The 23,561-nt window shown below is 34.2% G+C and carries 24 protein-coding genes; 6 read left to right on the top strand and 18 right to left on the bottom strand.

Annotated features, from left to right (window positions below; all coding sequences use genetic code 11):
- Positions 1-12: 12 nt before the first annotated feature.
- From AVL50_RS03010 to AVL50_RS03000, 3 genes are all read left to right on the top strand, one after another.
- Positions 13-1,020 (top strand): glycosyltransferase family 9 protein, encoded by a 1,008-nt coding sequence (locus AVL50_RS03010; protein ID WP_062614992.1) that lies wholly within the window; start codon positions 13-15, stop codon positions 1,018-1,020.
- Between the two features lie 36 nt (positions 1,021-1,056).
- A complete protein-coding gene (locus tag AVL50_RS03005) occupies positions 1,057-2,139 on the top strand; it encodes an aminotransferase class V-fold PLP-dependent enzyme (protein ID WP_062614991.1) in 1,083 nt (360 codons plus the stop codon).
- Positions 2,140-2,220: 81 nt separating this feature from the next.
- Positions 2,221-2,748 (top strand): hypothetical protein, encoded by a 528-nt coding sequence (locus AVL50_RS03000; RefSeq protein ID WP_062614990.1) that lies wholly within the window; start codon positions 2,221-2,223, stop codon positions 2,746-2,748.
- Between the two features lie 5 nt (positions 2,749-2,753).
- Here AVL50_RS03000 and AVL50_RS02995 read toward each other — a convergent pair whose 3' ends face one another.
- On the bottom strand, positions 2,754-3,170 hold the full coding sequence (locus AVL50_RS02995) for a response regulator (protein ID WP_062614989.1): 417 nt from the start codon (positions 3,168-3,170) through the stop codon (positions 2,754-2,756).
- On the bottom strand, positions 3,151-4,449 hold the full coding sequence (locus tag AVL50_RS02990; protein WP_062614988.1) for an ATP-binding protein: 1,299 nt from the start codon (positions 4,447-4,449) through the stop codon (positions 3,151-3,153). Before AVL50_RS02990 ends, AVL50_RS02995 begins: the two co-directional genes overlap by 20 nt.
- A gap of 23 nt (positions 4,450-4,472) precedes the next feature.
- Here AVL50_RS02990 and AVL50_RS02985 point away from each other — a divergent pair, with 23 nt between their 5' ends.
- Positions 4,473-5,006: a response regulator gene (locus AVL50_RS02985; protein ID WP_062614987.1), complete on the top strand. Its 534-nt coding sequence runs from the start codon at positions 4,473-4,475 to the stop codon at positions 5,004-5,006.
- On the opposite strand, the gene bla is transcribed toward AVL50_RS02985, so the two are convergent.
- The 14 genes from bla to AVL50_RS02915 form a co-directional block, all read right to left on the bottom strand.
- Positions 4,999-5,739 (bottom strand): subclass B1 metallo-beta-lactamase, encoded by a 741-nt coding sequence (gene bla / locus AVL50_RS02980; RefSeq protein ID WP_062614986.1) that lies wholly within the window; start codon positions 5,737-5,739, stop codon positions 4,999-5,001. The two genes, AVL50_RS02985 and bla, sit on opposite strands and share 8 nt — an antisense overlap.
- 85 nt (positions 5,740-5,824) lie before the next feature.
- Positions 5,825-6,190, bottom strand: coding sequence for a hypothetical protein (locus tag AVL50_RS02975; protein ID WP_062614985.1), 366 nt, complete (start codon positions 6,188-6,190; stop codon positions 5,825-5,827).
- Positions 6,191-6,360: 170 nt separating this feature from the next.
- A complete protein-coding gene (locus AVL50_RS02970; RefSeq protein ID WP_082795631.1) occupies positions 6,361-6,780 on the bottom strand; it encodes a response regulator in 420 nt (139 codons plus the stop codon).
- A complete protein-coding gene (locus tag AVL50_RS02965) occupies positions 6,761-7,117 on the bottom strand; it encodes a hypothetical protein (RefSeq protein WP_062614983.1) in 357 nt (118 codons plus the stop codon). The genes AVL50_RS02970 and AVL50_RS02965 overlap by 20 nt, the downstream gene beginning before the upstream one ends.
- A gap of 418 nt (positions 7,118-7,535) precedes the next feature.
- Positions 7,536-8,789, bottom strand: a complete 1,254-nt coding sequence (locus tag AVL50_RS02960) for a nucleoside permease (RefSeq protein WP_062614982.1) — start codon at positions 8,787-8,789, stop codon at positions 7,536-7,538.
- A gap of 222 nt (positions 8,790-9,011) precedes the next feature.
- Entirely contained in the window at positions 9,012-9,416 is a 405-nt protein-coding gene (locus AVL50_RS02955) for a response regulator (protein WP_062614981.1), read from the bottom strand.
- Entirely contained in the window at positions 9,413-10,564 is a 1,152-nt protein-coding gene (locus AVL50_RS02950) for a PAS domain-containing protein (RefSeq protein WP_062614980.1), read from the bottom strand. The genes AVL50_RS02955 and AVL50_RS02950 overlap by 4 nt, the downstream gene beginning before the upstream one ends.
- Positions 10,565-10,779: 215 nt before the next feature.
- Positions 10,780-12,084, bottom strand: coding sequence for a PAS domain-containing sensor histidine kinase (locus AVL50_RS02945; RefSeq protein WP_062614979.1), 1,305 nt, complete (start codon positions 12,082-12,084; stop codon positions 10,780-10,782).
- Positions 12,071-13,474, bottom strand: a complete 1,404-nt coding sequence (locus AVL50_RS02940; RefSeq protein WP_062614978.1) for a sigma-54 dependent transcriptional regulator — start codon at positions 13,472-13,474, stop codon at positions 12,071-12,073. Before AVL50_RS02940 ends, AVL50_RS02945 begins: the two co-directional genes overlap by 14 nt.
- A gap of 214 nt (positions 13,475-13,688) precedes the next feature.
- Complete coding sequence (locus AVL50_RS02935; RefSeq protein ID WP_157491118.1) at positions 13,689-14,072, bottom strand: hypothetical protein; 384 nt, start codon at positions 14,070-14,072, stop codon at positions 13,689-13,691.
- 150 nt (positions 14,073-14,222) lie between these two features.
- The gene (locus AVL50_RS02930) at positions 14,223-15,368 is read right to left on the bottom strand and encodes a transglutaminase domain-containing protein (RefSeq protein ID WP_062614976.1); all 1,146 of its coding nucleotides are present in this window, start codon (positions 15,366-15,368) and stop codon (positions 14,223-14,225) included.
- 15 nt (positions 15,369-15,383) lie between these two features.
- Positions 15,384-16,574, bottom strand: a complete 1,191-nt coding sequence (locus AVL50_RS02925) for an ABC transporter permease (RefSeq protein ID WP_062614975.1) — start codon at positions 16,572-16,574, stop codon at positions 15,384-15,386.
- The gene (locus AVL50_RS02920; RefSeq protein ID WP_082795629.1) at positions 16,574-17,812 is read right to left on the bottom strand and encodes an ABC transporter permease; all 1,239 of its coding nucleotides are present in this window, start codon (positions 17,810-17,812) and stop codon (positions 16,574-16,576) included. The genes AVL50_RS02925 and AVL50_RS02920 overlap by 1 nt, the downstream gene beginning before the upstream one ends.
- Positions 17,813-17,814: 2 nt before the next feature.
- Complete coding sequence (locus AVL50_RS02915; RefSeq protein WP_062614973.1) at positions 17,815-18,507, bottom strand: ABC transporter ATP-binding protein; 693 nt, start codon at positions 18,505-18,507, stop codon at positions 17,815-17,817.
- Between the two features lie 295 nt (positions 18,508-18,802).
- On the opposite strand from AVL50_RS02915, the gene AVL50_RS02910 reads away from it, so the two are divergent.
- Both AVL50_RS02910 and AVL50_RS02905 read left to right on the top strand, forming a co-directional pair.
- Complete coding sequence (locus tag AVL50_RS02910) at positions 18,803-19,381, top strand: HAD family hydrolase (RefSeq protein WP_062614972.1); 579 nt, start codon at positions 18,803-18,805, stop codon at positions 19,379-19,381.
- Between the two features lie 103 nt (positions 19,382-19,484).
- Positions 19,485-20,642 (top strand): DUF1624 domain-containing protein, encoded by a 1,158-nt coding sequence (locus AVL50_RS02905; RefSeq protein ID WP_062614971.1) that lies wholly within the window; start codon positions 19,485-19,487, stop codon positions 20,640-20,642.
- Positions 20,643-20,692: 50 nt separating this feature from the next.
- Here the strand turns inward: AVL50_RS02905 and AVL50_RS02900 are convergent, their stop codons facing one another.
- Together AVL50_RS02900 and AVL50_RS02895 are read right to left on the bottom strand one after the other, a co-directional pair.
- Positions 20,693-22,150, bottom strand: coding sequence for a TolC family protein (locus AVL50_RS02900; RefSeq protein ID WP_172826749.1), 1,458 nt, complete (start codon positions 22,148-22,150; stop codon positions 20,693-20,695).
- Positions 22,151-22,176: 26 nt separating this feature from the next.
- A complete protein-coding gene (locus tag AVL50_RS02895) occupies positions 22,177-23,424 on the bottom strand; it encodes an efflux RND transporter periplasmic adaptor subunit (protein WP_062614969.1) in 1,248 nt (415 codons plus the stop codon).
- Positions 23,425-23,561: the final 137 nt, after the last annotated feature.

Here is a 23,561-nt window from a genome sequence, read left to right as displayed (position 1 = left end):
GATTTTTACGGCATGAAAAAATTCTTAGTGATCCAGACGGCATTTATCGGAGATGTCATTATGGCTACAGCTGTTGTGGAGAAGTTAATTAAGTTTTACCCAGATGCGACAATTGATTTTGTGGTAAGAAATGGAAATGAGGGATTATTGAGAAACAATCCTCATATCAACGAAGTTATAATTTGGAATAAAAAAGTAGATAAAAATAAAAACCTCTTGAAGGTTTCTGCAGAAATAAGACGTCGTAAATATGATCGAGTAATCAATTTGCAACGCTTTTTTTCTACAGGATTAATGACCTTTTTATCATCTGCAAAATCTACTGCAGGTTTTGATAAGAATCCATTGAGTGCATTTTTCTCCATCAAAAAAACACATGAAGTGGGATTGGGAAGAGAAAAAGAGCATCATGAAGTGAGCCGTTATCTTTCTTTGGTAGAAGATATAACGGACGCGGAATTTGTGGGACCAAAACTATACCCTAGAGAAATTGACTATGAGAAAGCAAAATTCGACGGGAAATACGTTACTATGGGACCAAGTTCTGTGTGGTACACCAAACAACACCATAAAGACAAGTGGGTGGAGTTTATCAATAAAGTACCTGAAGATACTGCCGTGATATTGATTGGAGGTCCTGGTGACCGAGATCTGTGTGATGAGATTGTGGAAAAAGTAGATCGAGAAAATATGTGGAATTGGGCGGGGAAACTTTCGTTTTTACAGTCTGCCGCATTGATGAAAGGAGCTGTAATGAATTATGTCAACGATTCTGCTCCTCAACACATGGCTTCTTCAATGAATGCTCCTGTTACAGCAATTTTCTGCTCTACAATTCCTGAGTTTGGGTTCGGACCGCTTTCGACTAATTCAAGAATTGTTGAAGTCAAAGAAGATTTAAGTTGTAGACCTTGTGGCATTCACGGGCATAAAAAATGTCCAAAGGGGCACTTTAAGTGTTCTATGGATATAGATACAAATGAATTACTCATTTCCGATTGGAAAATAAAAGAGGCATAAGTACTCAGTACTTAAACCCTAACTAAACAGACTAATATGAAAAAGTTTCATCTAACAGCAGGACCAAGTGAGCTGTATTTTACTGTAGAACAGCATATTCAACAAGCCTTAAAGGAAAATGTTGCTGTCATCTCCCACCGTAGCGGTGCCTTCCAAGAGATCTTTTCTTTTACAGTAAAGCAGGTGAAAGAAATGTTGGGCGTACCAGAAGATTACCATGTAGTTTTCACAGGTTCGGCAACAGAAGTATGGGAAAGACTAGCGCAGGACTGCATTGCTCAAAAAAGTGCTCATTTTGTAAATGGCTCCTTTTCTGAACGTTTTCACGCTTTTGCGGAAGCTTGGGGACATCAAACTCAAAAAATTGAAAAACCTTTAGGTGAAGGTTTTTCTGAGGAAGATTTTAAAATTGACGTTGATGTAGATCTGATCTCTATTACTCAAAATGAGACAAGTACAGGTGTTCAATTTCCTGTAGAAGATATTTATAAAATCAGAGAAGAAAATCCTGAGGCTTTGATTACGGTGGACGCCGTTTCTTCTATTCCATATTTAGAGATCGATTTCACTAAAATCGATAGTTTATATTTCTCTGTGCAGAAAGGAATGGGTTGCCCTGCAGGTTTAGGTGTTTGGATCTTCAATGAGAAATGTGTTGACAGAGCAAAAACACTAAAAGCAGAAGGCAGACTGATGGGTGGTTACCATGATATGTTTACGTTGTTGAAAAATGCATCAAAAAACATGACGCCAGCTACACCAAATGCTATTGCTATTTATACTTTAGGTAAAGTTTGTGAAGATATGATCCGCAGAGAAATGAAAATTATCAGAAGCGAATCAGATTATAAATCTTCATTACTTTATGCCGCAGTAGGTGCACATAAGGATTTAGACTATGCCGTAAAAGAAGAAAGAGTTCGTTCTAAAACGGTAATTGTCATAGAAGTGAAAGAAGGCCGTGATGCCAAAGACTTAATGGCTTACCTTTCAGTGCAAGGCTTGGAAGTCAGTACTGGATATGGTCCTAAAAAAGCGACTCAAGTACGTATTGCCAACTTCCCAACTATTTCTAAAGAGGTTTACTTTAGATTGGTTGATTTGATAGAAGCTTGGTAATCTTTCAATAATCATATGTCAATCCCCAATTGGTACTTTCAATCAATTGGGGATTCTTATTTTTAGTTTATGAATTCCACAATGACAATACAATGGGGGACTAAAAATATCATTTCAAATGGTATTTACCTGGTTTTATCTCTCCTGTTTACAATTACCCTAGGACACTTATTCAGCAATGCAGAAGGTTTGAATACCAATGTCAAATTTTCTTACAGTTTGCTGACCATTCTTGGTGGTTTTGCTTCTTTTGCATCGCTTTGGAACCTTTTAAAAGCCAAAAAAGGAAGTTCTGATATCATAATAGACCGTGAAAAAGTTCTAATAAAGAACAGAAGTCTAGGTTATAAGGAAGATGTTGAATTTGAGATAACTTCATTGAAGTCCTTGACTCTAGCCAAAACTGGAGCCTCTTTTGGAGATAAATTAATGGACCCGCTTTTAAGTATGTTAACAGGAAAGGAGTATGCCTACCATTTATGTGTAACCTTAAAAAATAAAGAAGGAATCATAAAGTTATTTCCTCAAGCTAGTTTGTCAGTGGAGGAATTGAAAGCTATTGCGGATCAAATGCAACAAAAAATACAAGAAGCGAAAATTAATTCTTAACTATTCTATACATATTGAGGAAAGTTCTCTTCGATGATTTCCATGAGTTTTTCTTTTGTCAGAGGCTTGTGCGTAAAATCGTCTACAATATTGAACCTTTTTGCTCTGTCTCTTTCTGATGGATCTTTTGAAGTTGTAATCATACAGATGATTTCACCAGCTTTCATTTCCTTGTCCAGCTTTTCATACTCATCTAAAAACTCCCATCCAGACATATTAGGCATATTGATATCCAACAGCACAATATTGGGCTTTGGATAACAACCTTCTATTTTTTGGGATAAATATTCCAATGCTTCCTGTGCTCCAAACGCAGTAATTATATTATTGGTCACTTCTGCTTTGTTGATAATTCTTTTCATAATGAATACATCTGCTTCAGAATCATCAATAATCAATATTTTATCTAGCTTTTTCTTCATTTGTTAAGTTCTTGTTTATACTGAAATAGAAACGGCTTCCCATTCCTTTTTCTGATTCAACCCATATTTTTCCTTGGTGTAATTCTATAATCTTTTTACAAAATGCCAGGCCTATTCCTTGACCTTTGTATAATTTGTCAGAGTGTAGCTTATTGAACATCTGAAATATTTCATGGTGCTTTTTATGGTCAATTCCTATTCCATTGTCAGCAATGCAAAATATCCATGAATTGGCGTCATAGTGGTCTGTAATCCATAATTCAGGTGGTTTAGTATTGTCTTGAAATTTGATTCCATTAGAAATTAAGTTTTGAAAGACCTGTTTGAGTTCTGATTTCAAACCAAAAATCTGAGGCATTACAGTACAATTAATGATGACTTTCTTATTCTGAATCAAATTATGAAGGTCTAATTGCACTTCATCAAGCACTTTATTAATGTCAGTGACCTCAAATTGTTTACCCTTTCCTAAACGCGTATACTCCAACAAATTATCAATCATGTCTTGCATTCTTTTCAAGGCATCATGAATAAAATGGAAGTATTCCTTAGCGTTTTCATTAGAATCATCATGATATTCTTCTTTGATGATTTCTACAAAGTTATCCACCGTACGTAAAGGTTCGTGCAAATCATGAGAGGCAATGGAAGCAAATTGTTCTAATTCTATATTTTTTTCTTCAAGCTGTTGTGTTTTTAGACTTAGGTGATTGGAATAATAATCGGTTTCTCTCTCGAAAAAGAAATAAAGAGCGTAAATCAGTAAGAATATTAAACAATCAATAAGTAGAAAAGTATCATCATTTACATCAATAGATATAAAAGGTCTATTTTTAATAAAGTAAAAATAGAGTAGAATATAAAAAACTAACATTAAACTAGAAAGAAGATACTTCCATTTTTTCAATTCTTTGCCAAATAATATAAGAGGATACCCCGTTAAAGCAAATAAAAAGTATTGAATATGCAGTTTTGGTCCAAAATACAGCGTTAGTAATATTACATCAAAAGCCGCTGCAAGTACAAATACAACTCTTGATAAAGTCGTTTTTTGATAAAAGTTTAAAATTGGGGGAACAAAGGTGGAAACAACAGTAATTCCAATTATAAATCCAATTAAATCAGACCATTGAGTGAAAAAGAAAATCAAGAGAAACAAAATTGAGGTCAAAATCCCCATTAATGACATGGAGTTGGCAAACCGAATTCTTCTACTTCTTTCTAAACTGGTTTTGGGATGTATTCCTAATTCAATAAATTTAATAAGATATTTTTTCATCGTAAATTTGTAAAAAAGTAAGCATGAAAGAGCGAAGACTAAAAATATTACTCATTGAAAATAACCCTGCTGATATTCGGTTGATTTCTTACCATATCAATAAAGCATCTTCAAAAGCTGTGATCAGGGTGACGGATGATTTTGATGCCACTAAAGAGTTAATCAATGATTTTAACCCGAATATAATACTTTGTGATTATCATTTAAATGGGTTCACGGGATTAGACGTTTTAGAGCACTTGAGGAATACAAATAGTTTTATCAGGTTGATTTTTGTGACTGGTCAAATCAATGATGAGGAGTTGGCGGCACAGACTATTCTAGCCGGTGCCTCAGGGTATATTCTTAAGAAAAATATGTCAAGTTTATTCGAAAAATTACAGCCTTACTTCAATGAAGTCTTCAAAAGAATGGATTTAGAAGAAACGGAGGATGTTGAGTTGAAGTCTCAACTTGATGATGTAATGACAAAACTTGGACAACTGGCTCATAAGAGTAAACTCTATCAGGATGAAGTTTTAAAAAAAGCAGGTCTCAACAGAGACCAACTTACTTAAACATCTTCACCGTATTTTTTAATAAAGTAATATCTCCTACACCTCCATGTCCTGGAACTACAACTTCCACTTCAGGAAAATCCAGCATCGTTTTCATCACAGAGTTAGACCATTCAGTTGTATCAGCATCTTCTAGATTTCCTTTTCCCCATCCTTTGGCTTTGATCAAACAGCCACCAAACAGTACTTTATCGCCAGGAATATACGCAACGATATTGTCGTGCGTATGCCCCGCACCTTCATACTTTAGGAGAATTGGATGATCATCCACATGAAGCGTTAACGTATCTGTAAATGTATTTTGAGGAACAGCTTGATTGTTTTCAGCGGCTAACTGTGCTGTTAGTTGAGCACTGAAGGAAGGAATGTTTTGGGAATGATAATACTTCAGCCCTGCAAGACAGTCGATATGAAAATGAGTTGGTACTACGCCTTTTACTTTTACATCTTGTTTGTTAAGCCAATCGAGTAGTTCAATGGCACTTTCTTCTGTAGTGGGGGAGTCAATGATTATAGCTTCACCATCGTCTAACACCACAACGCCGTTACAGGGTACTCTTCCAAAACTTTGTGTTTCTAAAAATGAAGTGTGTAATAATACATGTTCCGTAAGTGGTCTTATGACTAGGGTTTTTGAAACATAAGCTTCCGGCTCTTCATCTTGTTCTTTTTCTTGTGAACAGGATACAAATAAGAGAGGTAATAACAAGGTTAAAAAGTAAAAAGATCTCATCGAATAATGATTTTAAAAAATTAGAAAACTCAGAAGTTTGTACCTCTGAGTTGACAATAAATTTCAGCATTATTCCGATCTATTCCTAGCTTTTAGATAAAATGAATTCTTTTACTTTTGGATGAAAACTTAAAGCAAATGAATATCCGGCAACGATAAAACCAATCATTGCTTTGGCTGGAATAGAGACAATGAAGTCAAAGACTATAATGGCCCTGTATAATTGTAGCTTTCCGTTTAAAGCTGTTGCAATCAACCCTATCAGATTTACCACATAGATAAATGCAGTGTATAAAATATACTGAGGATTGGCATTCGGTATTTCTAATTTTCCAGTGCTGATAGCAAAGTAAAGTCCAAATGCTATAAATACTTTCAATAAGAAAGAAACCATAATGATACGAAGAGCAACAGGCTTTTTAAGATCTGATTTTAATGTAATAGTTTCCATAGTAGAGACTTATTTTTTAGTAATTGATATGATACAAAGATCATGGTTACTACCTGGAAACTATTGGAGAAAAAGTCCAAAAACTTGAAAAATAAGGTCACGTAATGTAGACTAAAATGACACTATTTTGTGGAGGTCTTTTAATGCTGATTTTAGTAAAGTAAAAGTGCTTAAGAAGCATTTTGGTTGGTGTACTCTTTGTTGCAATTGTCAAAGATCTGGAAAATTTTTTGCGTTTTATCCTTGTTCAGAGGTTTAGAAATATAAGCTTTTACAGATTCATAGGATTTAGATCGAATTCGATCTTGTGCCAAGTCAGAGTTGCTTAAAACAATGATATTATAAGTGTCACTGAGGCCTACAATATCTATTTCATCCAGAATATCCCATCCGCTTACAAGAGGCATATTGATATCTAGTAAAATGTTGTTACACTCACGGTTTTTTCTTAGAAAATGCAGGAAGTTAGCACTCTTGTTGAACTCTTGAATACTCACATCTTCTTTACATCTTTGAAGATAAATTTTAGAGATTTGATTGGCAATAGCATCATCATCTACCAGGATAATTTCATAGTTGTGGGTCATCATAAATAGCAATTTGAATTCTATTGTTAATAAAAGAGATTCCTATTTTGGAGGAATATACGTTGTTATTGGGTGCAAGAATTTTACAATCAATTATAGCCTTGGTTTTCCTCTCGAAGATAGCTGATTCTAATGCACCATTGATTTCAACAGGGAAAAGATCAAAAAGATGTAAATAGCTCTCACTGTGTGTTGTATATTTTGAAGAAAACATTTCAGAACAACTGAATAATACGAGGTCATCATTGAATGAAGCGTATACTAATTGTTTATTAAGAAGTGCCTTATTAATACTAGAGAGGCGTTGTTCAAGATTATCTACCTTGGATTGGATTACCATTTTTAATAATTGATTAAATACTGTTTTAATTTTTTACGATTAATTGAAGATTATTATTTAATGGTCTAATTATTTAAGGGTACTCATTGGTTAAAGGGTTATATTGTAAATCTGGGTATTTTTTATTTTGATACTTATTCAAGATAAGTATGAAATCTATTAATTAATACAAAGAATAAAAATATTTATTCAGATTGTTATGAGAGTGCAATTTTATGAGTTGACAGTTTAATATGTTGATTTATTGAGTTTTAGGGAGAGGTTGGGGTTATATGGGTTCTCTGTTTCGATAAACAAAATAAAATTGTATTAATCTAATATTTTTATATAAATAAAAACAGCTACTGTATCATACACTGATACAATAGCTGTTGTATATTATTACCCCATCAATTTATGAATGGGATGGTAAATCTTTCTAATGGCTGAAGCTCTCTACGTCTTTAGGATCATGTTTGTGCTTGAAAGAGACAGCAAACAGTAATGCTACAACTAAAGAATAGGCGGCAAATGCGAACCAGATATTTGGCCAGTCACGTACTCCATCAGCACTGGTAAAGAATTGATCAATCATTACACCCGATACCGAAGAACCTAGTACAGCACCAAAACCGTTGGTCATCATCATAAATAAACCTTGACCAGAAGCTCTGATACTTTGATCTGTTTGCGACTCTACATACAGTGAACCTGAAATGTTGAAAAAGTCAAACGCCATACCGTATACGATACACGAAATGATAATCCATACTAAACCAGAACCTGGATCACCAATACCGAATAATCCGAAACGCAATACCCAGGCAAACATACTCATCAGCATTACATTTTTAATACCGAAACGTTTTAAGAAGAATGGGATGGCTAGGATAAATAAAGTTTCAGAAACTTGTGAGATTGACATGATGATAGCAGGATATTTCACAGCTATACTGTCTGCAAAAAGAGGGTTGCTGTCAAATTCATGTAAGAAAATATCTCCATATGCATTGGTAAGTTGTAATGCAGCGCCTAAAAGCATTGAGAAGATAAAAAACAATGCCATTTTTCTTTGCTTGAATAACTTGAAGGCGTCTAAACCAAGTGCTTCAATCCAAGTTTTGTTGTTTTCACCTTTGTTGGTGTCACATTTAGGCAACGTCAATGCGTATAAACCTAAACTGATTGAAGCAATAGCGGCAACATAAAATTGAGCGGGAGAAGTTTCTATTTTAAGTAAACTTACCACCCACATGGCTACAATGAATCCAATTGTACCCCAAACTCTTATTGGAGGGTAGACTTTTACAATGTCTAAGTTTGCTTTTTGAAGTGCCGAGTAGGCTACTGTAATTGACAGTGAAATGGTAGGCATGTAGAAGATCATATTGATCAGCATGACTACAAAGAAAGTAGAAGGATCGTTGACCTGCGGGAGGTAACATAAAATTCCAGCTCCAATGATATGGAAAATACCTAATAGTTTTTCTGCATTAATATATCTGTCAGCGATGATGCCAGAAAGGGCGGGCATAAATATGGACGCAATGCCCATGGTAGAGAAGATAGCCCCAAATTCTGTTCCGGACCACTGCTTAGTTTTAAACCAGTAGCCTCCAATAGTAATCAACCATGCTCCCCAAATAAAGAACTGTAAGAAGTTCATTATGGTTAGACGTAGTTTTAAACTCATATCTATATTTGATATAATGAATTAAATAATTGTATTGGATACAAATATAGACTTTCTGATGAATTTATTAAGTTGTTTTTTGACAGTAAAACTTAATGAATTTTATCAACTTTAAAAATTGATGATAACAAAGCAATGAAGGCCTGTTACTTAGGTCAATTTTGAGTTTTTCCTATTGAAATACAAACTTTATGATTTGCAGAGAGATAATTGTAATTCAGCTTAAGATCTTACCACATTGAGTAGTGAATTGACTTTTTCTTTGCTCAAAGGTTTGTTGACAAAAAAGTCAACTACAGTAAGGTTTTCTGCTTTCTGTTTGTCTTTGGGGTTCAATGAGGTTGTTAAAATTGCCAATTGAGGTTGCTTGAATTTAAATTGAATCGCCTCGTAAATCTCTGTAAATTCCCAACCGTTCATATCTGGCATATTAATGTCGAGTAAAATTAAATCGGGAATATTTTCTTCATTGTCTATATTCATCAAATAGAAGAGGGCACTTTTGGCTTCATTAAAAACAATAATGTCTTTATTGATGTCTTCCATTTTATTTAATATCAATTTATTGATGAAAATAGACATTTCTTCGTCATCAATAAGCATTACTTTTTTTAGATCTTTCATCATTTGGGTAGTTTTAAGTAAAAAGTTGTTCCTTCTCCTTGAGTGGAGTCCAGCCATATTTTGCCTTGATGCAAATCCATTATTTTTTTGCAATGTGCTAGACCAATTCCGGTTCCTTCGTATTTACTGTAAATGTTGAGTTTTGTGAAAATGTCAAATATTTTTTCGTAGTTCTTCTTTTCAATACCAATTCCGTTATCTGTTATTTCAAAGAGGTAGTGCTGTGGTTGTAGATTACAAGTGATGGTGATACGAGGCGGATGTCCTTTAACGTGAAATTTGACACCATTGCTGATAATGTTCTGAAACAAAATTCTCAACTCTGTTTCATTCCCCTTAAGGTGTTTGGGCAAAGTGTCAATTTTGAAAGTCGCACCCGTATCGTGAATTATTTTATCAAGATCCTGTAGTACATCTTGAATAAGATGGTTGCAATCCACAGTTTCTATTTTTCTGTCCAGCCCAATGTTAGAATGTTCTAGGAGCCCTAAAATCAGTTTTCCCATTCGGTCAGCCGATTCGGAAATAAAACCTAACATTTGCTTGGAGGTTTCAGAAAGTTGATTTGCTCGATCATCACTCAATAAATCCGCGAAACTCTTAATGCTGTTAATGGGTTCTTGGAGGTCATGAGAGGCCACATAGGCAAATTTCTCCAGCTCTTGATTTTTCTTTTCCAGCTGTGCCGTATACTTTCTCTCTTTTTCTATTTTTTTTCTTTTGGTAATGTCAATATGATAACCCACCATCCGGATTGGATTCCAGTCTTCATCCCATTCAATCACTTTTCCCTCACATTGCACCCATATAATTGAACCGTTTTTATGAAAAAAGCGTACTTCAGTGATGTAGGGTTCCTGTCCTCTGCCTTTGATATAATGATCAAAATTTTCCTTTACCATATTCAGGTCGTCTGGATGCATGATTTTCATCCAAGACTCGGGAGAATTCTCCATTTCATGGTCCTCATACCCAAACATTTTTTTGAAGGTGGGGCTCAGGTACTCATAATTATCCTGAATGTACCAATCCCAAAATCCAGCCATTGTACCTTCAAGAATACTATCAATGATTATTTCTTTTTGTTTTAGCTGATTTTGAACGTGGGTAAGTTCTGATTTTAAATTCGTTATCTGATCAATATCGTGCATATAGTTTTTCGGGTTATAGATGTGAATTGGAGTGTTTCGAGCATGTAATGTATCAAAAAGCTAATCAAAAATAACCTTATATCAAATCTACAATCTTGTATAATGCACTATTATGTTGGTAAAGTGATACTTACGTAGGTTTAGAGAGTTTTATTAAAAAAATGAATAAATGATATTAGAATATTCCTAAGCGTATGTTTTTAGACGTTTTGAGACTATTTTAATTGTTTTATTACAAAAGTAGCACCACCTCTTTCATCACTGAATAGTCCAAAATCCCATTGGTGTTTTACCAAAATGTCTCTGCAAAGCATTAACCCAATACCTTGACCGGTAGGCTTACTGCTATAAAATGGAGTAAATAGTTTTTCTTCAACTTCTTTTGGTATAGAAGGACCGGAGTTCCATATTTCCAGTTCTTTATCTTTTACGTTGAAGTCGATCTTTATCTTTCTTTGGTCTTCCGTTTCCAATAGTGCTTCTTTGGCGTTTTTGATGATATTGATAAAAAGCTGTTCCAGTAAACTCTTGTCTGCAGAGACGAAAGTATTGGTTGGAATATTTAATTCAAATTCAATTTGATGCTTCTTAAAATCTGCTTTATAAATATCTGTGAGGTAGGTCATAAGTTTACCTAGATCAATCGATTCAAAATCCGGTTCCGGCACTTTTACAACTGAAGCAAAATTTTTCATAAATAATGCCATAGCCTCATTTCTATCTTTGATAATGCTTAAAGCATCCATATAGTCTTCCTTGATTTCTTCATCAGTTGGGGCGAACATTTTCAAAGTATCTACAAAAGAATTGATAGCACCTACTGAATTATTGACTTCATGACTCATCATACGGATTACTTTACTGTAGGCTTGCTTTTCCTTTTTTATATCTTCTAGATAAAGATCTTGAATAATGATAAACTGCTGTTGGAAGCCTTGGAAGATAAATGATGATTTATGGCACCTGAATTTTCTTCCACCTGAAAATTGAATGTCCTCTGCTACTTCAAGTGGTAATTTATGAATGACATTTAAAAGAGGAGAGTCCAATTCATCTAATCCTTTAAGTAGAAGAGTATCAAAATCCATTTCCAGCATATTGATAGCAGTAGGGTTAGACTTAATGATTTTTTGATCGTAGTCTAAAATTATAATGCCATGTGGAGTAGCTTTAATTAAATGCTCCAAGAAATAACTTTGCTCTCTTTGTTCTACTCTCTCTTGATGTATTCTATCAATCATCTTGTTAAACACTGTCACTAATTTATTGACAATGGGGTGAGGAGTAGGGAGTAACCTTGATTGAAAATCGTTGTTGGTCAGTAACCTTAAGGCATTATTTAGCTCTTTGAGGGGTTTGCTCACAAATAAATAGAGTCTGATCAGCCATAATACCACAATGACTGATACCACTTCAGCAGTCAAAAAAAGTAAAGGACTCTCTAGTCTGTTTGTATAAGTAACGCCTAAAAGTGTTCCAACGATAAGTAACGATAGTAAGCTATATTCAATCTTGAGCATCCGTAATTTCGTATTTTTCTATTTTTCTATAAAGTGCATTTCTTGAGATTCCCAATTGCTTGGCGGAAGGAGCAATTTTATAACGGTTATCTTCCAAAGCATTTTTGATCATCAAAATTTCCATTTCCTCAAGTGTCATTCCATTAGGTACGATCTCTTCTTTGATTTCGTCATTTTGAAATGCATGAATATTAGTGGGGTTGTTTTCAAAATCACTGATTTGGAGTACATCACTTGTACTCATCAAAACAGAACTTTCCACCCAGTTTTTCAATTCTCTGATATTTCCTTTCAGCGGTTGTTTCTGTAACCATTTCAAAGTGTCAGGAGCAAATGCTTTTCCTGTGATACCATAAGAAGTTTCCAATTGAACCAAGAAATGTTCAGCCAATAAAGGAATATCTCCCTTACGTTCTCTCAAAGGAGGAAGTACAACTGTAATCAAATTAATTCTAAAGAAAAGATCTTCTCTGAATTTTCCTTCTTTTACTAATTCTGGTAAAGTCTTATTGGTTGCCGATATTACTCTGAAATCTGCTGTTTGTGTTTTAGAAGACCCTAAAGGTTCAAACTTTCTCTCCTGCAAAACTCTCAATAGTTTCACCTGAGAAGAAAGATCCAATTCACCCATTTCATCCAGAAAAATACTCCCTTGATCAGCAACAGCAAAACGTCCTTCACGATCTGTATAAGCTCCAGTAAAGGACCCTTTTTTATGACCAAACATTTCAGATTCAAACAGAGACTGAGAAATACCACCAAGATTGACCTTCACAAATTCATTTTCGTTCCTAGGACTATTATTATGTACCGCTTCCGCAATCAGTTCCTTACCTGTACCGCTTTCTCCCATAATCAAAATAGGAGCATTGGTTTTGGCTACCCTGCCAACTGTCTCCAGTACTTGCAGTAACTTAGGATCTTGCCCAATAATATTAGAAATATTGTATTGACTTTCGATTTTCTTCCTACTAGAAGTTTTCTCTGTAGGTTGAGCTTTTGCTTTATTTTTTTCTACCGCAATGGCATCCTTGATGCACTTTAATAAGTTGTCATTATCCCACGGTTTATTTATAAAGTCAGATGCCCCCAATTTCATTCCTTCGATAGCCAATTGCATACTTCCCCATCCTGTAAATAAGATAACGGGAAGGCTCGGGTTGGTCTTCTTTATCTTTTTTAAAGCAGTAAGGCCTTCATCACCTGTGGTCTCCACTTTGAAGTTCATATCCAATAGAACACATGAAAATTTGAACTCAGAAAGCAGAGGATAAGCTTCTTTGGGATGGGGTGCAAGAATAGGTTTGAATCCATTCATTTTAAGGAACAAACCGATGGATTTACGAACAGCTTCGTCGTCGTCAATAATTAGTATATAGGAATTGGTCATCTTGAAAATTTGTTAATCTTTAAAGATAAAGTAGATCTTTGTTTTATACTATATTAAGAATGTGATTTATCGTTTTTTAATTTTATTATCAATTTGCTCATCATTGTACTAATGAAGCATAAGAAAATAATGGTAGGTTAATAAAATTAGATTATCATGAAATTCTTGTTTTAAAAGGAAGTGCTTTTCCCTCACCAACACTAATTTTGCTGAATTAAATACAAGAACAGTTGAGGTCACCACTGCTTTCCTTGCCTTGGATTTCTATTGCTACTCTTTTTGTTCCATCCAGATTAATTTTTTGTTCAACAAATTCGGAATTATCGGTTTGTCCGATCACCTGACCCTTTTCATTTTTGATGACAATATTAAATTCTCCTTTTGAATGGGAAGACTTTAGCATTAATGCTGTTGAACTCTCACTGCAGTTGATTTTGAAATTGTCTTTCCCTGAAAAGGATTTAAATTTCATATCGATGTTCTCATCAGTTTGATTTAATTTGACGTTTCTATAATTCGCTCCTGATATAAGAGAAGCTGTGGTAGCACATGAAGTAAGTGCTGTAAATGCGATGATTAAAATTAATTTAGTTCTCATAAGTTTTAACATTTAAGGTATAGGAGATACTACTCCCAATATATTTGACACTGGAATTATTGATTGAAATATAAAAGGATTAAGTGCTATGTAATTTATCTTGAGGTGATTGGAGAGTTTCAGTAAATTCAAAAACTGATACTTTGTAAACTATAAGTCCTTATTCTGAAAGTTTGGCTTTGCGTAAAAATCTTCCAGAGAATTTGTATATAAACAGTAATCGATATTTGAATTATAAAACGGAACTCGTTTTAATTCTTCAGCACCTAAAGGAAGCAACATCAAGCTCCTCATCCCATTAATTTTATAGGTTTGACTTTTATTATAGCACTGATCTAGACTGATATCTAAATGATACAGATAATTATAGATGAAATCATTATAAATATTCTTATATCTAGATTCAGGGTGAAGTGTTTTTAATTCTACTTCATCGTAATGATGTGTTAGTGCATTTTGAAATTCAACAGAATTTAATGGAATACCGTTTAGCATAGGCATAGTATTCATTTGTCCATCGAGGAAAACCCATTTTTGTAAATCATTAAGATAAACTTCAGTGATTACATGTCCACAAGCATTCTTACTTGTAGCAGCATCGTTCGTTTTTAAATAAACTGTTCTAGCTGTATATCCTAAAGTTTGTAATTGATCTTTGAGTACAATGGCATAAGCAAAACATGGAAATTGTTTCCCTTCATTAGCTTCATCCAAGATAGTAATCGCATCATTTTTTGATGGAGAATTATTTCCATTATGATTCCATCTTGTTGCCACCCAGTTTAAGACTTCTAATACAACTTCAGTATCTGATTTAGAGTGGTCAAGAAAATCTAGAGGATACTTTTGAGCCAACTGCTTTAGGTATTCATTTGGCTTACTTTGGTATTTGATTTCATATCCCAATCCGTTTTTCTGATCATATTCGATCTTTTTAAACGTAAAAGGTTTCGCCTGAATATTTAACCTCACTATAGAGTCGGTTTCAAAAACCACCTCAATTATCTGATTAGTGTTTTGCACTAAATCATACTCAACAGAATCAGTATCGGACTTAATTTTAAGTTTTTCCGATTGAGCATAGCAATTCAATACCCAATCAACTTCTTTTGCTAGTGTATCTACTTTCAGCCAGTTAAAATGACTATCAACACCTTCGTTGATAAAAGCGGTAAGTTGGCCGGATTTAGTGTGAATCACTAGTTTCTCATTGGTCGTTTGTTTTTTAGAGGTAGAACAACCAATATTTAGGATTAATAAAATGAAGAATAAATTGAAGTTCGATAAATGATTCATAATTGGAGTTTGTTTTTAGAGTTCATGTAATGCCTCATTCGGCGTTACTTTCGTGGCTAGTTTACTTGGATAGTACCCACAAGCAACCGTAATGAGTAGTACGAAACCTAAAGATAATAAAGCTCCCATAAAATATTCTGTATTACTATAGTTAAATGCACCTAGTATTGGGAATTGAATAGCGAAAACTCCTCCAAGGATTACTCCAATGATAAATAATAATATCACTTCGCTAAACATCTGTAAGAAGATGTCTTGTTTAGATGCACCCATCGCTCTGCGGATTCCGATTTCACTTTTTCTTTTTGTGATGTTGTACCAAAGTACACCGTATAATCCTAAAGCGATATTAATCACTAAGAAAAAGGCAACAAAGGATATCAAGAAAAGAGGTAAAATTTCCCATTGATTTTTTTCTGCTTGAAGATCTTCAAAATAGTCAATTCCTATTTTTAAATCAGGGTTTAACCTTTCTAATGAATTAACAATACTAGCTTCAATCTTTCTAGGATCATTTTTAGTTTTTACAAAAATATTGCTTTGGTGACCGTCTTTGAACCAATCATAATGATCAAAACATCTAATAGCAAGATCCTCTTGATCCTCAAAGTCACTACTTCGGTTATAATAATCGATGACTCCAAAGATTTTAATTTTTACTTCCTCACTAATCAACATGTCCTCTTCATTGAGATAAGGCTTAAGTTTTTCATAGAAGTAATTGGTAACAATAACGGGTTCATAATCGTGTTGAGCATCTTCAAAAGTAAAAGGTCCACCTTTTATATAATTGAAGTCCATAAACTTCACAGCACTTGGTCTAAGGTTTTGTTCAATAGGCCAGAAAGTCACCCCATCGTCTAATTTCCATCGAGTTGAATTGGTACTGCCCGAGTAGGGGTGTGCATAATCCATCTCTGCAATTTCTTTTACTTCTGTATTTTGAGCAATAACCTGCTTTACGGCATCATAAAGAGCATGTTGTCCCTCTTTAGAAGTATTTTCTTCGGGTAGTTGACTTAAGTCTAGTTTCACAATCATCACATTTTCAGTTTTAAAACCTACTGGATGAGCATAGTTTTGAAACTTATTGTAAAGAAGTGAGAAAAGTAAAAATAAGATGATGAAAGAAAAAGCAATCTCAACTACCATTAGTGCGTTTTTCTTTTTTCTTGTCCAAAGGATCTGAAGTGAATGCTTTATCATTATTGCTTGTCGTTTTTAAGTGAAGAAATAATACCGAAATTGGAAATTTTGAGGGCAGGGTAGAAACCCGATAGGATACTGAAGAATAATGTACAGGTAAATCCATACCCTAATAAAATGAAGTGAATTTCAAGCCTTTCATCCTCACCCATCCAACTGTAATGATTGAATAAGGCTACAACTCCGAACGTCATGATCATTCCAATCACTCCACCAATGAGCGTTGTAAATACATTTTCTACTAATAGCTGTTTTAATAGATCAGAAGAGGAAGCTCCAAATGCTTTTCTAATCCCCATTTCTGAGGTTCTTTCTGAGATACGAGTGATATTTAGATTAATCAAACTAAGGGCTGGAATAAACATACATATGAAAGCAATGAGACTTAGGTAAACTCCAAACATTCTCTCATCATCTACATCAAGCATATTCCAAAATAATAATGCCTTCTCCGTTAAAGCTTTAGCTTCATTTTTCACTTCATTTTTTGAAGCATCGATTGGGAGTGAGGCTACTATTTCTTGGAACTCATTCTGTCCTCTAACCAGGTCTTCCTGATTTTTAAATTTCATATAGAATACACTTGAACCTAAGAACACGTGCCATTCTTGATCAGGTTTTTGATGAATGTTATAAGGCGTGTAAATATCAGCAAACACTCTTCTCCTTAATTTATTTTCTTTTTTAACCACACCAACCACTTCATAGTATCTTGACTTAGTCTTGATTTTCTTTCCTAAAGGCTCTTCATCCCCAAATAATTCATCAGCAAGCTGATCAGTAATAATGGCTACTTGTTTTCTTTGCTCTAAATCTTCTAAAGTAAATGCACGACCTTTTACAAATTCTAATGGGAATATCTTCGTGAAGTTGTGATCGATATCTTCTCTTGAAACTTTCTTTCCTAATTCTTTATAATACACATTGGCAAACCAGTGGCTTTCGCTGACTGAGCTGACTTCAGGGGTTTTCATTTTCGAAAAGTAATCCTTGTAAGCATTGTAAGAAAAAGAGGAGTTGGAGTAACCGTTTTCTCCACTTCTAATAACTTTTAAGTTTGATGCGATTAATATTCTATCGATGTCTTTGTAAGTACCGTTTGCTCCATAAGATGTATCTAAAATAGATCCGACAAACATGATTACCATAATGGTCATGCTAATCCCAAAAAGGATGATAAAAGAGAAGAAGGGATTTTTCTTCAAAGAGTACCAAGCGAGTTTTATATACGTTACCATAATTATGCAGTTTCAAAGTTGTTTTTAGCTTGAACAGATACTTGACGGCCATCAAAAATTCTTACAATTCTATCCGTCATTTTAGCTTGTTGCTCGTCGTGCGTAACCATCACGATGGTAGCTCCCTCTTTATTGAGTTTCATCAACATTTGCATTACTTCTTCCCCCATTACAGAGTCTAAGTTACCTGTAGGCTCATCAGCAAAAATGAGAGAAGGATTTCCAACAATTGCTCTTGCGATTGCTACTCTCTGACGTTGACCACCAGAAAGTTGAGTAGGTTTGTGATCCATACGATGTGATAATCCCACACGCTCTAACGCTTCCTCCACTCTTTTCTTTGTTTCTTTAGAAGAGATACTTCTATATAATAAAGGCATTGCTACGTTTTCTCTTACACTCAAATCGTTGATCAAGTGGAACGATTGGAATACAAAACCTAAATGTTCGTTTCTAAATTTAGCCAGTTTCTTATCCGATAGTTGTAATGGATTATTTCCATTAATCTCAATTGTTCCATCAGAAGGTAAATCCAATAAACCCATAATACTTAAGAGCGTTGACTTGCCACAACCTGAAGGTCCCATGATAGAAATAAATTCACCTTTCTCAATCTTCAATGATATATTCTCTAATGCCCAAGTTTCAACGGCATCTGTTTTAAATACTTTACTGATATTTTTTAATTCGATCATGATGGTAATCTTTTAGTTTTTAATTTGACACGAGTAGAAAACTCAAACGAACTGTACCAAAGTTCACTATTACTTATGAAAAAAGTATTCAAAAATAATTAAGATACTGATTAGTAGATGTTTGAGTTGTGTTGTAGGTGTTTTGAGTAGATTAGGAATGATTCGATTAATTGCAAAGTGTTCCGTTTTGTAGCACTTTGTGAATTGGGTTTCTTTTATTGGTTTGTGATTTTAATTCTGCTAAATTGATATTATCATTCAGATCATATGAATCATAAGAAGAATTAAACTATTTATGCAAACTACCTCCAAGCCTCTCCTTATTTTAGACATTGATGAAACATTAATTTTTGCCACGAAAGAAGAATTAGAACACCCTGCCCATTTTACAATGGACAAGTACTTTGTGTACATTAGACCATTTTTAGAAGAATTTATCAATGAGGTCAAAAATGATTATAGATTGGCAGTATGGTCTTCTGCCGGAGATGATTATGTGCATGAGATTGTAAGTCAATTGAAAGTTTTAGACAATCAATTAGAGTTTGTGTGGGCAAGAAGTAAATGTAAAAGAAAATATGTTCCACAAATGGATGAAGATGGCTATTATGATACAGATCCCAAAAGTCATTATTACTTTGTGAAACCACTCAAAAAAGTAAAACGAAAAGGGTACTCTTTAGAAAGAATATTAATTCTTGATGATACATTTAGAAAGTCTGAAGAAAATTATGGAAATGCAATTTACCCTGCACCCTATTTTGGACATGAAATCGATAATGAACTTCAAAAAGTAGCTTTGTACCTCAAGAAAATAAAAGATGTGGAGAATTTTAGAGCTATTGAGAAAAGAGATTGGAGGGAGAGGCTCTGAATTTTTCATTAGAAATTATTATATCTGTCTTATGCTCGAAAAGAAATGTGTTTATTATTTTTGAGGTAATGAATATGCGATAAGGTCGCAATTAAAAAATAAAATGAGTACAAACCAATTGAATCCCACTGCTAAAAAAAGAATATCTTCTATTGATATATTAAGAGGTCTAGTAATGTTAATAATGTTGTTGGATCATGTGAGAGAAAGATTCTTTTATCATATGCCCGTATCAGACCCTATTAATATAGATGATATATCCGTTGGATTATTCTTTTCTAGGATTTTGGCTCATTTGTGTGCACCAATCTTTGTGTTTTTAACGGGTTTATCGGCATGGTTATATGCTCACCCAAAAGGAAAGGCTCCACGTTCAGCAAGTAGCTTTTTATGGAAAAGAGGTTTGTTTCTTATTCTAATTGAAATCACATTGATTAATTTCTCTTGGTTTGGGAATTATCAAACGCTCTATTTACAGGTGATTTGGGCTATTGGTGTGAGTATGATTAGTCTTGCATTCTTGAGTAAGTTGAAGCATGAGTGGGTTGGAGTGTTAGGCTTTTTGATTGTTTTTGGCCACAACTTACTGACTTCAATTCATCTCAATGAAGATCAGATAGGTTACACTATTTGGTCCGTTTTATATCAGAGAGGATTTATTCTTCCAAATGATTTTATCGCTATAAAAGCTTCTTACCCTGTTTTGCCTTGGATAGGAGTAATTCTGTTGGGGTATTGTACTGGGCCTCTTTTTGGTGAGAAGTTCAATGCTGAAGCTAGGTTGAGAGCCTTAGTAAAAATTGGTTGCAGTAGCTTAGGTTTACTGTTGGTAATAAGAGGTTTTAATATCTATGGAGAGACTTTACCTTGGGAAGTGCGAGATACTTTTATACAATCTTTGATGTCATTTCTTAATTTCAAAAAGTATCCTCCTTCATTGGATTTTATTCTTTTGACGATTGGAGTAGGCTGTTTCTTATTATGTCTTTTTGAAAAAGTAGAAAACCGTTTTACTGAGTTTCTAAGGACGTATGGATCAGCCCCCATGTTTTTCTATATACTCCACCTTTATGTACTATTAGTTGCCTATAAAATCTTAGTCAATATCTACGGAACAAACCAAGGGGAATACTTTGGCTTTGATCACCTTTGGCAAATTTGGTTATGTACCATTGCACTTTCATTAATTTTATATTTACCTGCAAAGAAGTTTTCTGAGTATAAAAGGGAAAGTACCTCGAAGTGGATCAAGTATTTCTAATAATTGAATTTCTATTTTAAGGATAATCCAGATTTAGATTATCCTTAAAATTACTGTATCACATATCTAATGTTCTCTTCCGTTTCAAAATCATATAACGTAACGGTTCTCAACTGATAATAACTCACCCAATACGATTTCAAAGTATTGATATAAGCATTTTTTGCCTGATCTTTTTCATCAGTTGACCAAACCAATTCACGAATATTGATATCTCCTAATTCATAGCGTTGCAAAGCAATAGAGTATTTCTTTTGTGCTACCTCATCGGCTTTTTGAATATAATTCACTTGTTCTGCCATCGTTTCCAATTGCTCACTGGCATTGATGACTTCTCGATGAAAATCTAGTTTATCTTGTTCGATTTGAGCCTGTGTGAGTTCGTAACTAGTAACGGCAGAGTGGATTCTTGCTCTTGCTCTTCCCCAGTCCAATACCGGTACAGCCAATGTAACATTGAATTGTTGTGATTGAATATTATTACTGTAAGCCTGGCTGATATCGTTGGACTGATTACTCAAACCAAATGCGACTTCGACATTAGCTTGGAATCGGTTATCTCGTTTAGCTTTTGCAATTTGACTTTCACCCTCTACCGTTCTTCTCTGGTAATTGATAAAATCCTTACGATTTCTTTTGGCAAATTCCCATGCTTTATCGGTATTAATTTGACTAAGGTTAAAACTAGCAGGAACCAATAATTGAATGTCTACTTCGTTGTAAGAATCTACCTGCAAGTAATTCAACAACGCCCTCATAGCTGTTCTGTAATTAAGGTTGGCCGAAGCAAAAGTTTGTTCTGCTGAAATTACATTTAATTCCACTTGTAACACCTCACTTTCAGACGCCCTGCCCATTTCTTTTTTTGCTTTCGTGATTCTCACAATCTTTTTATTGTCTTCCACATTTTGAAGTGCAATTTCACTATTCAATTGTGAAACTAAAGCATCAAAATAAAACTGTGTAGTCTGAACCGCAATCCATTCCATGTCCTCAATAAATTGTTTTTCAGCTTCCTGAAGTTGTAGAGGAGCCAACTTTTTTTGCCATTTCAATTGGTTGTATTGGAAAATAGGTTGATTGTACCCCACATAAAAAGGTTGAGCTTGGTATTGATGAACATCACTTTGGAAATCATCAAAACGGTTGATCTGACTACCAACAAAAACGGATCCACCTGTTGCTGCAATTTGTTGTGTAAGATTCAATTGCATGTTGATATTGTTTTGTTCCACAGCTTGGTAGACCACACTTCCATCAGGTTGTGTAATGGGATTGTAGTTTTTACCATAAGAAGTAGGAGTGCCTTGTAACATCATTTGTGGTCTTAAATCGGTCTGGAAAGATTTGAAGTTTGCTCTTTCAATTTCTAATGTTTTTCCAGCAATTTTTACATAGTTTGAATTGGCTTGAGCAAGGTCGATAGCTTGTTTAAGGCTCAATACTTTTTGACCAAATAAAGAGGAAGTTATAAAAAGCAGAAGGCTCAATAATGATAGGTTTTTCATTCTGAAATTCATTTATCTGTCAAAAATTATTTTAATTCAATTTGCGGTGAATTGATAAACTTATCTGTAGGGGAGATTATGATGGAGTCACCCTCTTGCACAACATTTTTTAATTCCACCCAATCAGAATTTCTGAATCCAGTGTTGATCGTTACTTTTTCAGCCTTGCCATTTTTGATGATAAATACTTTTTCATTCTTCACACCTTTGAATGCTCCACGATTTCTAATTCTTAATACATTTTCATGTTGCTCTCTGATGATGGAAAGGTCTACAATCATGTCAGGACGTAATAAATCTAGGCCTTCTTGTTCATCAATCTGTACTAAAACAGTGATCATGCCATTGTCAGAAGAAGGAGAGATACTTGTTACACTTCCAGTGTAATTGGATTTGGAAGTTTTGGCCAAAACATCCATTCCAATAGAAAGCGAAGCCACATATTGTTCAGATACTTTTCCACGGATTCTAAACTGATCCATATTGGCCACTCTTGCCAATACTTCACCTTCAGTAATTGAAGCACCCACTTTATCTTTGATGAAGGTGATGACTCCGTCCATTCCAGTTTTTGTTTTGGCTTTCTCTAATTTCCTTTCCTGTTCTTTTATACTCTTTAATTGGATAGATAAGGACAATTCTAATGATTTAATTTCTTGAAGAATCCCTTGCTCTTTGATTTTAAGGTTATGATTTAATTGCTCTTGCTTTAGTTTTTCAACTTCTAATAACGTTTTTGCTTGCTTTACTTTTTCTTCAGTAGAACCACCAATTTCCAGGAGCTTCGTTTCACTTTTCAGTGCTTCTTCTCTGCTGCGTAATTGAAGGTTGTTAATTTCCGTTTCCTTTTTAAGATCGAAAAGTTCTTTATTCAATCTTAGCTTTTCTTTATTGATTTCTACACGTTTCATTTCCGCCTCATCTTTCATTGATGAAAGCTTATTTTCTGCTTCAGCAACATTGATTTGTAAAAGGGCTTCATCACTTTTTACGTAATCACCAATTCCTTTATGAGTGGCTTCAATAAATGATGAAAAAGGAGATGTAATTGCTTTTTGAAGTGTAGGCTCAATTTTTCCACTTCCGGAAATAGTCAAGGCCACATTTCCTCTCTCAACAATACCAATAGAGATGTCTTTTCGGTCAATTTTTTTAGTTAAATAACTATTTACTAAATAAAGTATTCCTAACCCAAGGATTAACCCAATACCAATTTTAAAATATTTCTTCTTTTGGTCTTTTTGTTTCTCTTCTTTTGTAATTATTCTGTCCATTTTTGATGCTTTTAATGTGATGCACCATTATTAATGAAAAGAATAAGCCGTAGAATGTTTTGTTGTTGTAAATGAGTGAGTTAAGTTTGTTTTTCTATTTATAAAAGAAAGGAATAATGTATTTGAAAGTAACAAAG

This window comes from Flammeovirga sp. SJP92, from assembly GCF_001583495.1.
Lineage (GTDB): Bacteria > Bacteroidota > Bacteroidia > Cytophagales > Flammeovirgaceae > Flammeovirga.
This window is presented reverse-complemented; position numbering and strand designations above follow the sequence as displayed.

What these genes read in the sequence shown, in the direction of transcription:
- AVL50_RS03010 (WP_062614992.1), top strand. Translation starts at nt 13, where the DNA reads ATGAAAAAATTCTTAGTGATCCAGACGGCATTTATCGGAGATGTCATT.
- AVL50_RS03005 (WP_062614991.1), top strand. Translation starts at nt 1,057, where the DNA reads ATGAAAAAGTTTCATCTAACAGCAGGACCAAGTGAGCTGTATTTTACT.
- AVL50_RS03000 (WP_062614990.1), top strand. Translation starts at nt 2,221, where the DNA reads ATGACAATACAATGGGGGACTAAAAATATCATTTCAAATGGTATTTAC.
- AVL50_RS02995 (WP_062614989.1), bottom strand. Translation starts at nt 3,170, where the DNA reads ATGAAGAAAAAGCTAGATAAAATATTGATTATTGATGATTCTGAAGCA.
- AVL50_RS02990 (WP_062614988.1), bottom strand. Translation starts at nt 4,449, where the DNA reads ATGAAAAAATATCTTATTAAATTTATTGAATTAGGAATACATCCCAAA.
- AVL50_RS02985 (WP_062614987.1), top strand. Translation starts at nt 4,473, where the DNA reads ATGAAAGAGCGAAGACTAAAAATATTACTCATTGAAAATAACCCTGCT.
- bla (WP_062614986.1), bottom strand. Translation starts at nt 5,739, where the DNA reads ATGAGATCTTTTTACTTTTTAACCTTGTTATTACCTCTCTTATTTGTA.
- AVL50_RS02975 (WP_062614985.1), bottom strand. Translation starts at nt 6,190, where the DNA reads ATGGAAACTATTACATTAAAATCAGATCTTAAAAAGCCTGTTGCTCTT.
- AVL50_RS02970 (WP_082795631.1), bottom strand. Translation starts at nt 6,780, where the DNA reads ATGATGACCCACAACTATGAAATTATCCTGGTAGATGATGATGCTATT.
- AVL50_RS02965 (WP_062614983.1), bottom strand. Translation starts at nt 7,117, where the DNA reads ATGGTAATCCAATCCAAGGTAGATAATCTTGAACAACGCCTCTCTAGT.
- AVL50_RS02960 (WP_062614982.1), bottom strand. Translation starts at nt 8,789, where the DNA reads ATGAGTTTAAAACTACGTCTAACCATAATGAACTTCTTACAGTTCTTT.
- AVL50_RS02955 (WP_062614981.1), bottom strand. Translation starts at nt 9,416, where the DNA reads ATGATGAAAGATCTAAAAAAAGTAATGCTTATTGATGACGAAGAAATG.
- AVL50_RS02950 (WP_062614980.1), bottom strand. Translation starts at nt 10,564, where the DNA reads ATGCACGATATTGATCAGATAACGAATTTAAAATCAGAACTTACCCAC.
- AVL50_RS02945 (WP_062614979.1), bottom strand. Translation starts at nt 12,084, where the DNA reads ATGCTCAAGATTGAATATAGCTTACTATCGTTACTTATCGTTGGAACA.
- AVL50_RS02940 (WP_062614978.1), bottom strand. Translation starts at nt 13,474, where the DNA reads ATGACCAATTCCTATATACTAATTATTGACGACGACGAAGCTGTTCGT.
- AVL50_RS02935 (WP_157491118.1), bottom strand. Translation starts at nt 14,072, where the DNA reads ATGAGAACTAAATTAATTTTAATCATCGCATTTACAGCACTTACTTCA.
- AVL50_RS02930 (WP_062614976.1), bottom strand. Translation starts at nt 15,368, where the DNA reads ATGAATCATTTATCGAACTTCAATTTATTCTTCATTTTATTAATCCTA.
- AVL50_RS02925 (WP_062614975.1), bottom strand. Translation starts at nt 16,574, where the DNA reads ATGATAAAGCATTCACTTCAGATCCTTTGGACAAGAAAAAAGAAAAAC.
- AVL50_RS02920 (WP_082795629.1), bottom strand. Translation starts at nt 17,812, where the DNA reads ATGGTAACGTATATAAAACTCGCTTGGTACTCTTTGAAGAAAAATCCC.
- AVL50_RS02915 (WP_062614973.1), bottom strand. Translation starts at nt 18,507, where the DNA reads ATGATCGAATTAAAAAATATCAGTAAAGTATTTAAAACAGATGCCGTT.
- AVL50_RS02910 (WP_062614972.1), top strand. Translation starts at nt 18,803, where the DNA reads ATGCAAACTACCTCCAAGCCTCTCCTTATTTTAGACATTGATGAAACA.
- AVL50_RS02905 (WP_062614971.1), top strand. Translation starts at nt 19,485, where the DNA reads ATGAGTACAAACCAATTGAATCCCACTGCTAAAAAAAGAATATCTTCT.
- AVL50_RS02900 (WP_172826749.1), bottom strand. Translation starts at nt 22,150, where the DNA reads ATGAAAAACCTATCATTATTGAGCCTTCTGCTTTTTATAACTTCCTCT.
- AVL50_RS02895 (WP_062614969.1), bottom strand. Translation starts at nt 23,424, where the DNA reads ATGGACAGAATAATTACAAAAGAAGAGAAACAAAAAGACCAAAAGAAG.